16 protein-coding genes are annotated in these 14,257 nt (G+C 41.6%); 8 read left to right on the top strand and 8 right to left on the bottom strand.

The features are described 5' to 3' along the window. Positions 1-312: 312 nt before the first annotated feature. Together A3860_RS03620 and A3860_RS03615 are read right to left on the bottom strand one after the other, a co-directional pair. Positions 313-2,565, bottom strand: a complete 2,253-nt coding sequence (locus A3860_RS03620) for an FG-GAP-like repeat-containing protein (protein WP_081145191.1) — start codon at positions 2,563-2,565, stop codon at positions 313-315. 119 nt (positions 2,566-2,684) lie between these two features. Then, the gene (locus tag A3860_RS03615) at positions 2,685-3,203 is read right to left on the bottom strand and encodes a hypothetical protein (protein ID WP_081145190.1); all 519 of its coding nucleotides are present in this window, start codon (positions 3,201-3,203) and stop codon (positions 2,685-2,687) included. A gap of 352 nt (positions 3,204-3,555) precedes the next feature. Here A3860_RS03615 and A3860_RS03610 point away from each other — a divergent pair, with 352 nt between their 5' ends. Continuing rightward, positions 3,556-4,782: an IPT/TIG domain-containing protein gene (locus A3860_RS03610; RefSeq protein ID WP_081145189.1), complete on the top strand. Its 1,227-nt coding sequence runs from the start codon at positions 3,556-3,558 to the stop codon at positions 4,780-4,782. A gap of 116 nt (positions 4,783-4,898) precedes the next feature. Here A3860_RS03610 and A3860_RS03605 read toward each other — a convergent pair whose 3' ends face one another. Together A3860_RS03605 and A3860_RS03600 are read right to left on the bottom strand one after the other, a co-directional pair. Then, the gene (locus A3860_RS03605) at positions 4,899-5,339 is read right to left on the bottom strand and encodes an organic hydroperoxide resistance protein (protein ID WP_081145188.1); all 441 of its coding nucleotides are present in this window, start codon (positions 5,337-5,339) and stop codon (positions 4,899-4,901) included. A gap of 9 nt (positions 5,340-5,348) precedes the next feature. After that, positions 5,349-5,774 carry a MarR family winged helix-turn-helix transcriptional regulator gene (locus A3860_RS03600; protein ID WP_081145187.1) on the bottom strand — a complete coding sequence of 142 codons (426 nt, stop codon included), beginning with the start codon at positions 5,772-5,774 and terminating at the stop codon, positions 5,349-5,351. Between the two features lie 332 nt (positions 5,775-6,106). Here A3860_RS03600 and A3860_RS03595 point away from each other — a divergent pair, with 332 nt between their 5' ends. Beyond that, positions 6,107-7,081: a hypothetical protein gene (locus tag A3860_RS03595; protein ID WP_081145186.1), complete on the top strand. Its 975-nt coding sequence runs from the start codon at positions 6,107-6,109 to the stop codon at positions 7,079-7,081. A gap of 90 nt (positions 7,082-7,171) precedes the next feature. On the opposite strand, the gene A3860_RS03590 is transcribed toward A3860_RS03595, so the two are convergent. From A3860_RS03590 to A3860_RS03580, 3 genes are all read right to left on the bottom strand, one after another. After that, positions 7,172-7,642 (bottom strand): Hsp20/alpha crystallin family protein, encoded by a 471-nt coding sequence (locus A3860_RS03590; RefSeq protein ID WP_081145185.1) that lies wholly within the window; start codon positions 7,640-7,642, stop codon positions 7,172-7,174. A gap of 64 nt (positions 7,643-7,706) precedes the next feature. Continuing rightward, positions 7,707-7,841 (bottom strand): hypothetical protein, encoded by a 135-nt coding sequence (locus A3860_RS42040; protein WP_262497278.1) that lies wholly within the window; start codon positions 7,839-7,841, stop codon positions 7,707-7,709. 354 nt (positions 7,842-8,195) lie between these two features. After that, positions 8,196-8,489: a hypothetical protein gene (locus tag A3860_RS03580; protein ID WP_081145183.1), complete on the bottom strand. Its 294-nt coding sequence runs from the start codon at positions 8,487-8,489 to the stop codon at positions 8,196-8,198. 147 nt (positions 8,490-8,636) lie between these two features. Here A3860_RS03580 and A3860_RS03575 point away from each other — a divergent pair, with 147 nt between their 5' ends. The 6 genes from A3860_RS03575 to A3860_RS03550 all read left to right on the top strand — a co-directional run bounded on the left by A3860_RS03575 (position 8,637) and on the right by A3860_RS03550 (position 11,607). Further along, positions 8,637-8,855 carry a DUF3072 domain-containing protein gene (locus A3860_RS03575; RefSeq protein ID WP_081145182.1) on the top strand — a complete coding sequence of 73 codons (219 nt, stop codon included), beginning with the start codon at positions 8,637-8,639 and terminating at the stop codon, positions 8,853-8,855. 223 nt (positions 8,856-9,078) lie between these two features. Beyond that, positions 9,079-9,366, top strand: a complete 288-nt coding sequence (locus tag A3860_RS03570; protein ID WP_216823368.1) for a hypothetical protein — start codon at positions 9,079-9,081, stop codon at positions 9,364-9,366. Between the two features lie 84 nt (positions 9,367-9,450). Then, positions 9,451-9,867 carry a hypothetical protein gene (locus A3860_RS03565; protein WP_081145181.1) on the top strand — a complete coding sequence of 139 codons (417 nt, stop codon included), beginning with the start codon at positions 9,451-9,453 and terminating at the stop codon, positions 9,865-9,867. Between the two features lie 173 nt (positions 9,868-10,040). Next, positions 10,041-10,577, top strand: coding sequence for a hypothetical protein (locus tag A3860_RS03560; protein ID WP_081145180.1), 537 nt, complete (start codon positions 10,041-10,043; stop codon positions 10,575-10,577). Between the two features lie 59 nt (positions 10,578-10,636). After that, complete coding sequence (locus tag A3860_RS42035; protein ID WP_262497277.1) at positions 10,637-10,768, top strand: hypothetical protein; 132 nt, start codon at positions 10,637-10,639, stop codon at positions 10,766-10,768. Between the two features lie 338 nt (positions 10,769-11,106). Further along, positions 11,107-11,607 (top strand): hypothetical protein, encoded by a 501-nt coding sequence (locus A3860_RS03550; protein ID WP_216823367.1) that lies wholly within the window; start codon positions 11,107-11,109, stop codon positions 11,605-11,607. Positions 11,608-12,027: 420 nt separating this feature from the next. Here the strand turns inward: A3860_RS03550 and A3860_RS03545 are convergent, their stop codons facing one another. Then, complete coding sequence (locus tag A3860_RS03545) at positions 12,028-12,792, bottom strand: NADAR family protein (RefSeq protein WP_081145178.1); 765 nt, start codon at positions 12,790-12,792, stop codon at positions 12,028-12,030. Between the last annotated feature and the right edge of the window lie 1,465 nt (positions 12,793-14,257).

Genomic DNA, 14,257 nt, shown 5'->3' with positions numbered 1-14,257 from the left:
ATCAGAGTTGGTTGTAAGATAAAAGGATCATTAGTGAAATACATGTTTCCATGTACGATCCCTTCACATCGAACATATAGCAAGAGACAGGCCAAATTTCGATTGGGGTACTGTTTAGCACCTTTAAAGAAGTGATTTTCAGTGAAGAAGGGAAGGGAAATAGGAAGTAGGAAGTAGGACGTAAGAAGTAGGAAGAGTCTGAATGTTGAAGCTCGCGCTTGCTAATTGTTACGAGTCCCGAATTTCGGGTTCTTCCTACTTCATACTTCTTACTTCATACTTCTTACTTCCTACCTCTTACCTACTTCAAACCTACTTCCCGCCAACTGCCACTTTTACAGCGGGGAAACATTCAATGGTACTCGGTGTTACCTGGTTAAAATCAAATTTTTTCAATCTTGTTGTAGTGTAAGTTGTTTCACCCTGTTTAATAGTGATGATGGCATCAACAGGCACCTGTTTAAATACCTGTGGTGTTTTATTGCCGGGCCATTGTATCATCACTTCATCGAGCAGGGTGGCCTGGCCGGTGCCAATATGTTGCAGCAGCGGATTGCTCCCGAAACTTCCACCGGAGTTTACGTCGCGATAAACAGCTCTTTTGAGGCCGTTATCGGTAAAAGAAATTTTCAGCCGGGCCCCAATGGCCGCCCGGTTACAGGTGTTGCCCTGCAACGAAAATAAAGCGCGGTGGTTATTGTTCTGTCCCGGGTTTATATACAGTGCATTTTCATACGCATCGCCTACATAAGCGCCGCCCATATCAATATAAATATCCTGGTCGCCATCGTTGTCGAGGTCAACGAATGAAACGCCATGGCCTTTTTGCAGGTTGCCTACACGTGCCGGAATGGTAACATCGGCAAAGCGTTTGCCATCGACGTTTTTAAACAGTTTGTTTGGCACCAGGGAAGTGTATTGCGGGTTGCCGGTGCCCAGGTAAAAATCGAGCCAGCCATCGTTGTCGATGTCGCCGAAATTACCGCCCATGGCAAAGGCGATGTGGGTGAGGCCCATTTTTTCCGATACGTCTTCAAACGTGCCGTCGTGTTTGTTGCGGAACAGGATCATTTTGCCTGAATTGCCCAATGGCTGATGCAACGCTTCCATGGCAGCATACCAGGCCAGCGAGCGGTTGAATTCATAGCCGCATACCAGTATATCGAGCCAGCCATCGTTGTCATAATCCCAAAACCAGGTGGTGAACGTGCGGGCATTGTTGGTGCTGATGCCTGCTGCCTGCGATACATCGGTGAAATGAACGCCGCCATTGGTTCCGCCATCATTTTTCAGCAGTTCCTTTTTGCCATCGAGGGTGGAGATGAAAATATCCGGCCAGCCATCGTTGTTGTAATCGCCCGAAGTAACGCCTTTTACAAAACCGATCACCGCGCAGCCGGCTTTGGCGGCCATGCTGGTAAAGCTGCCGTTGCGGTTATTGATGTACAGTTCGCAGGGGTTTAAGTCGCCCATGGAACCGGGGCTTGTTTCATTACCGATAAATACATCGAGCCAGCCATCGTTGTTAAAATCGGCCCAGGTGGCGGTTTGGGTGGGGTAAAAGGAAAGCAGGCCGGCTTCCTTTGTAACATCGGTAAAGGTGCCATCGCCATTGTTCCGCAACAGCGAATTGGGTTCTTTACCAAAGGGGCCACGCCAGGCGCCGCGAAGTACAAAAATATCCTTCCAGCCATCGTTGTTGTAATCGGTTTGCTGCAGGTTCAGGCCGCCGGTGAGCGATTGTAAGCCCGATGAAGCAGCGGCATCGGTAAAGGTGCCGTTGCCGTTATTGATGTAGTAATGCATGCCTTCCTGCAACGACCAGCTGCTGGTGATAATATCAACATAACCATCATTGTTAAAATCTTCCACCACGCTGCCACCGGCCTGGTTCTTCAGGTTAAGCCCCGGGCGGCCGGCGAGGTCGGTAAAAGGTTTTACGGTAACGCTGCTATCGGCGCCGGTGAGTTCCAGTAAGAGATCGGGTGGAACCTGTTGCGGATACCCGCCCGTAGCCATGTACGCAATATTCAGCAGCCAGCGCGATTCCAGGTCAGTTGGGTCGGCTTTTAACAAAGTGGTGTACAGGTCAATGGCTTTTTCGGCAGGTTGTTTAATTACATGTATGCCTTTGTTGGCAATGGGGTAAATACACGATTCGCCGGTATGGTTGTAAATACAGTTCTTTCTTTCACCCAGCCGTAAATAAGAGATGGCCAGGTTCTTCAGGATCATTCTGCGGTTATCATTCAACCACGGCGGCAGGTTCTTAAAGAGGTCTTCAAAAATGGGGATGGCCTGTTCTTCCTGTCCCAGTTCAAGCAGGCAATTGGCCCTGCCATACAGGGCGGTGGCCGAGTCGGGGTAAATGGTGGCTGCCTGTAGCAGCGAATCAAAGAAATGGAGCTTTGTGGCGGAGGCAAACGAGTTTTTGACGTTGTTTTCACTGGCTGCTATCGTTGACAGCAGGTTGGTCATTTCTTTATTGGGCGAAGTGTGGGTGTTACAGGAAATGGCCAGCCATAAGAATATAGCCGGCCTTGTTTTGGAAAAGGCAATGGTCATGGAAGAATATATTATGAGCCTGTTATGAACGGTTGAGGTTCATAATAAGCAACATGTTAGTAATGGGGCAGGGGAGGTTAATCCCGGCCGGGTTTCAGTCATTGGTCGTAAAAATGAGCTTATACCCGGGGCGGATGATAGGGGGCGGTACTATATGCATGCAAAACCGGTGTGGGCGCATGGGGAACCTGTTCACCGGTTACTGTGGTTATTACAGTGAAGGTGAATGGGGCGGCCGGCTGATGGTATTCGCTGCCAGCCGGATTTTTTTTGAGTGCGCCGGTTTCTGCTGCATTGGAGGGTACGTCGTGCACTTTGTGCGCATAATCAATACGTGCAGCGGTTAGTTGGGTTTTAGTTCTATTAGGCAGGCACAACAGGTACAGGGTATCGTTGTGGATCTTTCTTTTTACATAGGTATAGTACAAGCCATTTACTTCCGCTTCCCCATCAACCCGTTCATAATCGCTCCAGCTGGTGAGGTAGGGCGTATGTAAGGGTATTGTCACTTCAATGAGCTCGTTGTCGTTGTATTGGTGGTTGTCGAGCTGTTGCACCAGTTGTTCATTCGACTGTTGTATGAAGTAATCGAACAACAGCGTATAGCCTGCCAGGTTAAACCCGTGAACGGCAAGCAACAGTATGGCAACACAGTGCTTCAGGATAAAAATTTAATGAATTTAAAAAAAATCGTTCAAACGGTCACGAATATTTTTAAATGTGATATCTGTGCGGTTATGCGTTTGGGAAGGTAATGGGGTGGTTGAGCGCGTACTGTGGGTGTTGAGCGTGATAAAAAATTAAGATATTGGTTTACCTGCCGAAAATCCGCCCGCTTTCCTTTACCCATATGATAGCCTGCCCCTTATAGATAACGCCTGCACGAATTTTGCCTCAAAGTGCACGGTTATACGCCAAAACAACGCACTTATTTACAAAATTGCAATTATGGGTACCTTAAAATAACTTTATGACCTAAATAAAAAGTACATGAAACTTTCCGTTTGTTTACTGGCAATGCCTGCCCTCTTTTTTTCAGGGTGTGTAAAAGATCCGGGGCCAGCTGAAGCAGACAAAGTTTCGATCAGTTCAATTGCTCCTTCCAGCGGCCCGGCAGGTACAAGGGTAGTCATTAAAGGTGCTCATTTTGGGGTTGATCCGTCAGATAACATCGTTAAGTTCAACAACGATTCGGCAGCCGTGCTTGCATCTGCTGTTGACTCTTTGATTGTAATTGCACCCGCAAACGGCACGTCGGGCCCCGTTACAGTTGCGGTAGCCGGAAGTACGGCAACCGGCCCCGTTTTCACCTATACTACTGACTCTGTAGACGTGTATTTATCTGCACCGGCTATGGGAGTTGTATACTGGAAGAACGGGCAGGAAGTGTTTCTTGCCTCTACACAAAATAATATCGGCGGGGCTTACGGCATTGCGGTATCAGACACCAACGTGTACGTTGGGGGCTATACACATTTCAGTACCTACCCGGGTTTCGAGGCGGCCTATTGGAAGAACGGGAAAAAAACGACGATTTCGTCGCCCGATTCTGCAGGAGATGTAAAAGCCCTTGTGTTATCTGGCAACGATCTCTATATAGGTGGCAGCGAAAATTACAGGCCTGTTTATTGGAAAAACGGTGTAAAGAACAGTTTGCCCATGTTCGGTGGCGGATATGCGCGGGTAAATGCGCTGGCCATCAATGGCAATGATGTATATGCAGCCGGGTATGAAGCCGGACCAAATAATGAAGAGCGTTCGGTTTATTGGAAGAACGGCGTTGAAACCTTGTTGGGCACACAGGGGTTAATTGATATAGGAGCTACCTCCATAGCAACGAACGGTAACGATGTATATGTTTGTGCAACCGACTCGGGAAGTGCCGTTTACTGGAAAAATGGCGTGCGGGTTGTGTTGGAGAAATTTCCGGGTGATGCTCCGGTTACTGCCACTTCAATTGCCGTAGTAAACAACAGCGTTTATGTTACGGGCAGTTATCGCGGAGATGCTGTTTACTGGAAAGATGGAGCAAGAATTACCCTCGCCAGGCGGAGCTATTCCGCTGCCGCTTCGGCTATTGCATTTTATAAATCTGATATTTATGTAGGCGGGGGTGATGGTGGTGCAACTGTATACTGGAAAAATGGAGTTGAAACGCCACTTTGTTGCAGTCAGTACGGCAATGTAAGTTCGATCGCTATAGTTAAAATACGATGAACCGGCCTGGCATTTCCTGGTCTATCCGCTCTTCCGTATACCCTGTCCCAGGCTGCAAAAACAATTACATGCGAGCATTCAGATTTTATGGTTGTAATAAATAGATGAATAGGGCTTTATGCCTGCATTACTGCCTCATTATTCGAAACGGTTAAGGTAATGGCGATGTTTCCGCGGGTAGCGTTTGAATAAGGACAAACCTGGTGCGCTTTTTCAATGAGTTGTTGCGCTTCTTCTATTGAAACCTGTGGAATGTTGGCATGTAATGCTACGGCTAATCCAAAGGCGCCATTTTCAATTTGACCTAAACTTACGCTGGCAGTTACCGAAGTTTCACCGGTTGCTATTTTCGATAACTTAATAACGCGGTTTAAAGCGCTGTCGAAACAGGCTGCATAACCGGCGGCAAAAAGCATTTCAGGATTGGCGTATTCATCATTGGCGCCGCCCAGGGCTTTGGGCATTCTTACCTGTAGGTCCAGGATCCCGTTCTCACTTTTTACACGGCCATTTCTTCCGCCCCGGGCCGTTGCGCCGGTGCTATACATGATTTTCATAATTTCCGTTTAATTATAATTGCTTAATATTTTTTCGATCAAATTCTTCAGCAGCTGCAGGTCTTTTACCGACACTTTCATCGACGCTGCCAGCTGTTGTGGAATACACTGCGCTTTGGCTTTTAATTTTTTCCCCTCTTTTGTAAGGGTAATGTTTACCACGCGTTCATCCGCTTCATCCCTGTTCCGGGCTACCAGCCCTTTTTGGGCCAGCCGTTTCAACAGGGGGGTAAGTGTGCCGCTATCGAGTTTTAGTTTTTCGCCTAACTGGTTTACCGTTTGCTCCTGCTGTTCCCACAGCACCAGCATAACCAGGTATTGCGGATAAGTAAGGTCCAGGTCATTTAACAGGGGCCGGTACTGGTTTACAATTTCTTTGGCCAGCGTATAGATGGGAAAACATACCTGGCTCGATAACAATAATTTATCTTCCATGATCCGCTATTTGTACACAAAGGTATGGCAAAATTAAATTGTGCACAATATAATTACATAAAATATGGTTAAACGGGTTCGCCCGCATAAGCCCATAGCCTAACCGGGCCTGGTTCACGCAAACGATTGCGTTCCCCTGGCTTTTTTATTGGGGTAAGCCGGTTTACGCGCATGGCTGGCAGTTGACGTTAGAAAATTCATGGTATAATAATGTTATTTATAATAATACATGTATTATCTTGCGGCCCCAATACGTAAAGTCCATCCCTGTAATCGCCAACCGCCAATTTTCCCGGATAGCCAAACCTGTTAACTAATTAACCCTTCAAAACATGAAAAGCAAATTATTGTATTTGGCCGGCCTGGTCTGTATTTTTTTGATTGCCTGTAACAAGAGTGATAGCAGTAACGACACTAATAATCCGCCGGCGGTTACCCGCGACTGGTTTAAGTTGAAAACTATATTGAAAACCACATTTAATAAGACAGCTTTCTACTCAGGAGATAGTACCGATGTGCAGATTGACTCTGTCAATAATAAAATTATCTTAAAGCAATATGGACTTGCAAAGCGAAGCAATGATACTTCTATACAAACCTTTACCTATAATAGCAATAACCAGCTCGTTTTGTATGAACATATAGATGCCTATACCGATCTTTACATCAGCCGCATGGAATTTGTGCGCAATGCCAATGGACAGGTGACCAAAGTGTTGTCACAATACAAGAATGGTGTAATGGCCAGTAGTGAAGGCACAGTTACTTATGACAAACGGGGCGATACCACCTTTATTACTTTCCTGGATTCGGCGCATAAACATACGTCATACTATGAAGATGGCCAGGACTATTACCAGCAGGCGTTGGTGAATAATAAAGTTGTTTATATTAAAAGTTTTCCCATAATAAGTGCTTATAGAACTGATAGCTCCGTTAATAAATTGGAGTACGATGCAGCCGGGAACCTGATCACAGAAACTTATCAATACGGTAAATATACCCCCGATGTATATACTTATCAATATCAAAGCGAGCAGCTCAACGATTATGGTAAATTTATAAAGCAATTGTCGGGGGACCTGTTTTGGTTCTACAGGAAAAACCTGTTTTTCCTGACCTACGCCGAAATTGGCCAGAATGCGGGAGGAAATGTGTTGCAGACTGTAAAAAGAAACAATACAGTTTATTTGTCGTATACCAATGGTTTTGATGTGAACGGAAACCTGAGCACAGTATCGCATCCGTTGACCAATGTTGTTGGCGGCTCATATTCTATTACCACACAATACAAATACCGGCCATAAGCCTATTAATTGCAAGGTAAACCGGAAGGTTTGATAAATAAAAAGGTCTCCACATCACCGGGAGACCTTTTTATTACTGAATAACTGTAATTACTCAACCTTAATGGTTTTGGAGATCTGTTTTGTTTTTTCATTTTTAGGAAGCAGCACGTATAAGATGCCATTTTCATAATGCGCACTGATCCCGTTTGTATCAATGGCATCATTCAAATGGAAGCTGCGGCTGAATGAACGTTTCCGGTATTCCCGGCGTACCCATCCTTCTTCTTTATTTGCTTCCCGGTTCTCATTTTTTTCTTCAAAAGAAACGGTAAGCATGTCGTTGGAAATATTCAACTGAAAATCTTCTTTTTGTAAACCGGGGGCTACCAGTTCCATTTCAAAGGCCGATGCTGTTTCGCGCAGGTTTACCGGCACTTTGGCCTGGTTCATATCACCGGCATTGAACCCCCAAAAAGAATCATCGAAAAAACGGGATAAATTGTTCTGGAAGATCTGATCAACTACACTTCCAAAATTGGCCGGTTGACGGCTGTTTTCTCTTTTCAAAATGTTTGACATACATCCTCCTTTTTATAACGAGTTGAAAATAATTCTAATCAAAAAAATATTCACCATCCCCCCTTTAATAAATAACAAAGGGGTTATTAAAGTGATGATCGTCTTCATCGTTTTTACTGATAAAGCGTATCAGGTTTTTGGTGTAATTTTTTATTGGCGTCCACACGTGATGGTACAACTTACTAATAGGATAACGCATACTTTACCTCCTTTTATAAGCTATTATACAAAATATGCTTCCCTGCATGGGCTGCGAATTTCTTAAGCACCGGGGGAGGAGGCTTAGCCATCAGGCTTTTGCGAAGCGGGCTGAGTGGATTGTTAAAATTGTTAACCATACAATATGTTTTTGAATGATCAATAAACAAAAGCATAAACAGGAAGACAATTTTTATAAAACCCATTTTTCAAGTTGTGTGCCAGGGGGCTGTCGCCCTAAAATTTTGTCATTTTTTATGCAAAAATTTCAGCAATTGGTTCGTTGCGCTTTGAAATTTTGACAGCTGTCAAAACTAACGGCAGTTCCCGGCCTTTAAAGGTGAAGGCAGGCGGGTTACAATAGTTTACCAAGATTGTATTGGGTAAAAACTTCTTTGGTAATAATGCGGCAATTTTCCGTTAGTTGGTCGAGTGTACAGCTCAGGATATTGATATTGAAGGGAAGTTCATTTACCGTTTCCATAAGTTCAATGCACAGTATATTTTGTTCGTTCACTTCTTTATCGCCTTTGAGTTTTGCGAAGAGCTGTGCGGCTGCGTGGCGGTCGTTACCTATTTCAAAGCGCCCATAGGTTTCTGGTCCGGCCGGGGTTTTAATATGGCAATTAATATAAAATTTGGTTTGCATGGCGCAGGTTCATTTTTGGTTTATATTTTTAGTAAACAACATAAATACCAATTCAAAGCAGGTGAAATTTTGACACTGTGCCAGGCAGGGGCGTCATGGTGCTGGTTGGCACAATAATTATAGTATTTATACTAAAAATATTAGTATATGCGGAATGATGACAACACTAATAAAGGAAATGCCATTAAGGACCCTGACAAATGGACAACCGGCAATGAACCAATGACAGAAGCCCAACGTTCTTACCTGCATACGCTGGCTGATGAGGCCAAAGTGCAGATTGATGAAAACATGACGAAGGCTGAGGCTTCCAAAAAGATTGAAGAGCTGCAAGAGCTTACTGGTAGGGGGAAGGAGAATGAGTGAGGGGGAAAATCTCTTTCCCATCAGGAATTTACTCCTGGCTATTACGGGATTTGCAGGGATTCAAAATTTCTACTAAATATTCAAACCTACTACCACTTACATTATATTTGAAAATGCATCTATCGGTGACAGTATTACGATACAATGAAAAAAACAATGTGGACACCTATTCCTTTTGACAAACTGTATGATTTAATTATTGAGACCGAAAATCGAATTATTGGTGAACAAGCCGGCTTTTGGAAGCTCAATAAAAATAATACCTGAGAAATGGCAAGAAAAGCAATATGGCAAAGAAGGCGGTGGCTTTTGGGTAGTGGCTATTTGTGGATACCGGGTTATCTGGTATAATGATATTGAAGAAGGCTTTAACATTTCAAGGTATAACAAGTACGGAGAAATAAACCAGTATTGGTGTAATCAATCAAATTTAGATGATGCAATAACTCAACTAATGGGTTGCATCAAGTTCGGGGACGATTTTATCATTCAGGCAGGGCCACCACAATAAAATTTGGGGTTTGCAATAATATTAGACAGTTAAGAGATTAGCTTCATAAACTAAATTTATCTGTAAAATATCAAGAATAATTGTATGCATATTTGGAATGTAGATAACAATGAATATACTAAGCTGTTACTATGGCGTACTGAAAAGGATGCTTTCAGGGTAATACAGGATGGCAAATACAGTCCTATTTTAAATAACGGCAGTTATACCCTTATCAACAGGAAATATGAAGACATCTTCCTGCTGGCCTTTGACCAGATAAATACCCGGCCAATTAAGATACACGACTACCAGTTTAATACAGTGGTTGAAGATTATATTGAACTTACATTTCTAAATTTGACATCTCCCCAAACCATAAATATTGAAAATAAACATGGCTATAAAGTGTGGGGATATGACCGATATATTTTTGTATCACAGGAATTAAAAGAAGAACTGGAGAAAGTTGCGGGTAATGAATTGAGCTTTTCTACGGGGCTTCCGTTTTTGGGCGCCTAACATACGTTTTGCAAATTTCGTTTATTCCCACATCCAGCACAAAAACTGGCTTTAGAAGTCCGGTATGGTTTTCCGCATTTCTCGCAAGGTGGGCCATAAATTTCTGCAAAGATGATGAATGATTGCATTAGGGATTTTATGCAAATAGAAAATTTTACAGTTATTGAGCAAATATGATATCAGATAAGGACTTCGATCATTTTTTAAGAAACGGATATATAGAAGGACTTTTACCAGGGACTTCACTGGAAACATTATTGTGTATATTTGGCCACGACCATTGGTATGTGAAGGAAATTGAAAATAATGGATTGATTTATGGCATAATTAAAGTTGGATTTATCGAGTTCCATATAATTGATGAGAAGTTTAATGGAATAAGTTACAGGCCAGATATTTCATTTCCTAAAAAGGACTTTAAAGGAGTGAGGATGCCCTGGATTTATAAGAATAGACAAATATCTCTCGTGGAAGAAAAATTGAATGCTAAAAGCATTGTATATAAAAGATATGTAGTGTCAAAGCCCTTAAATAATATCGAAACAGCAGCAGGCACCTTTATTGGACTTTCAGACTGCGACCATCATTTTATCGATACCGTTGGAGGTGTTACTTTTTCATTTGATTATAATGAAAATATAAAAGAACTAGAAGCTCGTCAAATTTGTAAATATTATGATATCCATAAAAAGGATTCCGAACAGATTTAAGCCGTACAAATAATAACCATGGAGTCGATCCAGGAACAAATGTGATACAATCCATAAAAATGAACAATAAGGACTATGTGACTTATACCAATGGCTTTGATGTGAACGGAAACCTGAGTTCAGTATCGTATCCGCTGACCGTTGCTGCTGGACCCTATTCTATTACCACACAATACAAATACCGGCCATAAGACTATTAAATGCAAACCAGGCTGTAGTTTTATCATTGCAGCCTGGTTTGGCGTTAATGGAGGTTTTTCTTCCTGGCATGGAACCATGCCTGCAATTATTTACCGCCGCTCCAATGGCGAACAGGTATATATTTCCAATCACGAAGCTGGTATATGAAAAAAAAGGTTGGAAGTCTTTTTTATCTTTTCCATTTATTTTGTCAAAATAAATGTATTTTGCAGAAATCTATAGCCTGCAAGCTTTTCTTAATCACCGCTCAGTTTCTTTTGAACTTTTATGTACGGCATAATTACTTATTTATGCCGGGTCCCAGCTTTTATTCAGTTTAAAATATAGTATGAAAACCAGGACTATCGCACAATCTTCCCGCAGTTTATCGTTATTGAGAATTAGTATTGGTATCATTTATTTTTGGTTTGGCATGCTCAAATTCTTCCACGGGTACAGCCCCGCAGAAGACCTGGCTATTAAGACGATTACCAAACTTACATTCGGGATCTTTAATGAGGTCATAGAGATCAGGTTACTGGCGGCGTGGGAAACTGTTGTTGGTCTGGCACTAATGCTTGGAAAATGGGTAAAGCCAATGCTTGTATTATTGTTCGTGCATATAACCTGTACTTTTGCGCCACTTTTTCTTTTTCCCGGCGACACCTTTCAGCACATTCCCTATGGTTTATCACTAACGGGCCAGTATATAATTAAAAATCTTGTGATAGCAGGCGCAGCGCTCGTAATCTGGTATAGAGAAAAGGAAAGGCAACAGCAATTGCAGTCATCGGATGCGGCCAGTAATCAAAAGCTACAGATAGAGAAAACGAATAAGAAGGTACTTTAACGCACTCAAAGCATGTGCCTGGAATCGCGGCTCATTGATATGTTGCTTCGCAAATTAAAGGGAAAATTCTATTTCCCAAAAAGATGGAAGAGGCAGGGAAAATGCTTGATCGTGCGCGACTTGTTAAAAAGTAAGAACTGATTACAGATAAATTAACGGTGCTCGAATGGGCACCCTTTTTATTGAGATTTTCATGCTGGCTGCATTATCATTAATTAGTGGTTAACATTTTCAGCAGTAGTTATAAAATTGATTTGCTGGTAAGATTGATTATTTTAGCCTACGTTTCTTTCTTTTCCGGAAGAGCCGCTTTGAAAAGCGAGAAGTTGGAATTATTATGAATTTTCTTTCCTTCCTAAACGCTTTACTGATTCGATCATGTCGTTGATCGGCGATTGATCGGTGTCGTTGTTTTTTGTTTCAGTCGTAAAAATCTGTCCATTCATACGGCTGTGGATTTATTAATTTATAAATCGTTTTTTCTCTGTCTGTTAGGTTTTGATAATACTTGCTAAATTCTATCAAATAATCTTCGCCTTTTCCCATTCTCCAAAACATATCGCTGCTGTCAACATTTGGAAATTTAGACCAAGGTGGTTGAATTGAGTTGTCAAGTGGTTTGAAATGGCCAAACTCTTTTAAAAAGTCTCTTGTTTCCATTAAAGCAAAACCAAGTAAGTTTTGTCCACGCCAAGCATAAATATTATCTATGTCTTTACTGTCTTGTGATAATCCAATTCCCCAAATAGTGTCAACTGGGCTTGCTTCAACTAATATTCTGTTCTCTGTCTTCAAAAGATAATCTGAAAATTCAGGATATTGGTTGAATTTGTGAATGTTGCCAAGTTTTACAATTTCAAATTTCTTTTCGTTCCAAGTCAGGTCGTCATAACCCAAAACTTGTCGCCCAAGTTCTTTTGCTTCTCCTGGTTTGTCACAACTAATGATTTTGTCAAAAATATTTTTATCCCCGAATAATAGTGCTTTGTGAGCCATCATCCAATGTTCAGCCGTTTTATATACAATGTTGTCAACCGTAAATGGACTTTCAAACCATTGACTAAAACAAAACTTTCCAACTTCTTCATTATACTTATTGGTATGTCCCCAAAAGAAAATATATTTGAAAGTGTCACCACTTTCAAATCTTTCAGTTAACCAATTTATGTCATAGTATGTCGTCATTTATTTACAATGGCAGGTAACGGTCACGACTTGGCTATGTGGTGGTATTTGAAAATCGTCGGCCCGTAACTGTTGATGAATTAAGTTACAAAAGATGATGATAAGAACTACAGCTCGGGCGTTATTCGTCGTCTGGAACTGAAGCCGAATAGCGAACAAAAAGTTGAGCATTTATTCGTCGTTCCACCATATTGCCAAACCGCCTGTTGTGCGTTCGCCCTTGTCGCGATTTATTGTTCTTTGTCCCTTGCTTAAGTCCGCTTATCATCTATTATTTTACGACCTAACCCATTTTAACAATTTCATTTTTGTTTTATAAAAGTATGGTATTTTATAAAGCAAACCCAATAAGTAAAGGAATTCAGCTATGTAATGTATTCTCTCTTAAAGATGATAAGCGATCCGTACTTTTGCAAACTTAATTTATTGCAATATGAATATATGAATAATCTTACCCATCGATATGAGATTGCTGAATTTCCGATCAACTATCTACGATTTTATTTTCTTTAGCGAAGGGCAAAATGGGAAAAAGGATGTGTTGAAGATTATTCAATTTTCCTACATTCGGGATTTTAATAAGAAGTCGATCTGATGGTATAATAGTTCCAAAAAAAATGTATAAATTTTAGATATGAAGCAGAATGAAAATAAAACTTATTACAGATAAATTAAAGGTGCTCGAATGGGCACCTTTTTTTATTGGAGATTTTTATGCTGGCTGCATTATAATTAATTAGTGGTTAACATTTTCAGCAAGAGCCGCGGGAAATCGTATATCAAGAACCCAGGAAAGCGGTAAAAATACCCCCACTGTATATACCTATCAATATGGAAGCGGGCAACTCAACGATCTTGGTAAATTTATGACACAAAGGGCCGGTGACCTGTTATGGTTCTATGGGATAAGACTGTTTACCTTTACAAATACTATTTATGGCGTCGATCCAGGAACAAATGTGTTACAATCTATAAAAATGAACAATAAGGACTACATGACTTTTACCAATGGCTTTGATGTGAAAGGAATTCTGAGCTCAGTATCGTATCCGTTGTCCAATGTTGTTGGTACATATTCAATTACCACACAATACAAATATCGCCAATAAGACTATTAATTGCAAAGCAGGCTGTAGTTTGATCATTGCAGCCTGCTTTGCATAATGCCGACTTTGTTCTTTTGGTTTTCTTGCATGGGGAACTATTTAAACTTAAATTTACCTATTGATTGTGTGAGAAAATGCGGAGACATATTGCAAAAAAGTCTCGTCTCTTAAAAAGTTGTGCGTAAGAGTTTCATAGATCATTGCAGTAGTCGCTAACGTGGTTGTAGCAGTCGTTTACTATATGACGTAAGTTCGCAACTTTGGTCCCAATGTTTTAAACTTTCCACCTAATGTTTTGAACTTTCCACACAATCTTCTGAACTTTCCATGCAATGTTTTAAACTTTCCACGCAATCTTT

Origin of the sequence: Niastella vici (assembly GCF_002077945.1) — a bacterium.
Lineage (GTDB): Bacteria > Bacteroidota > Bacteroidia > Chitinophagales > Chitinophagaceae > Niastella > Niastella vici.
This window is presented reverse-complemented; position numbering and strand designations above follow the sequence as displayed.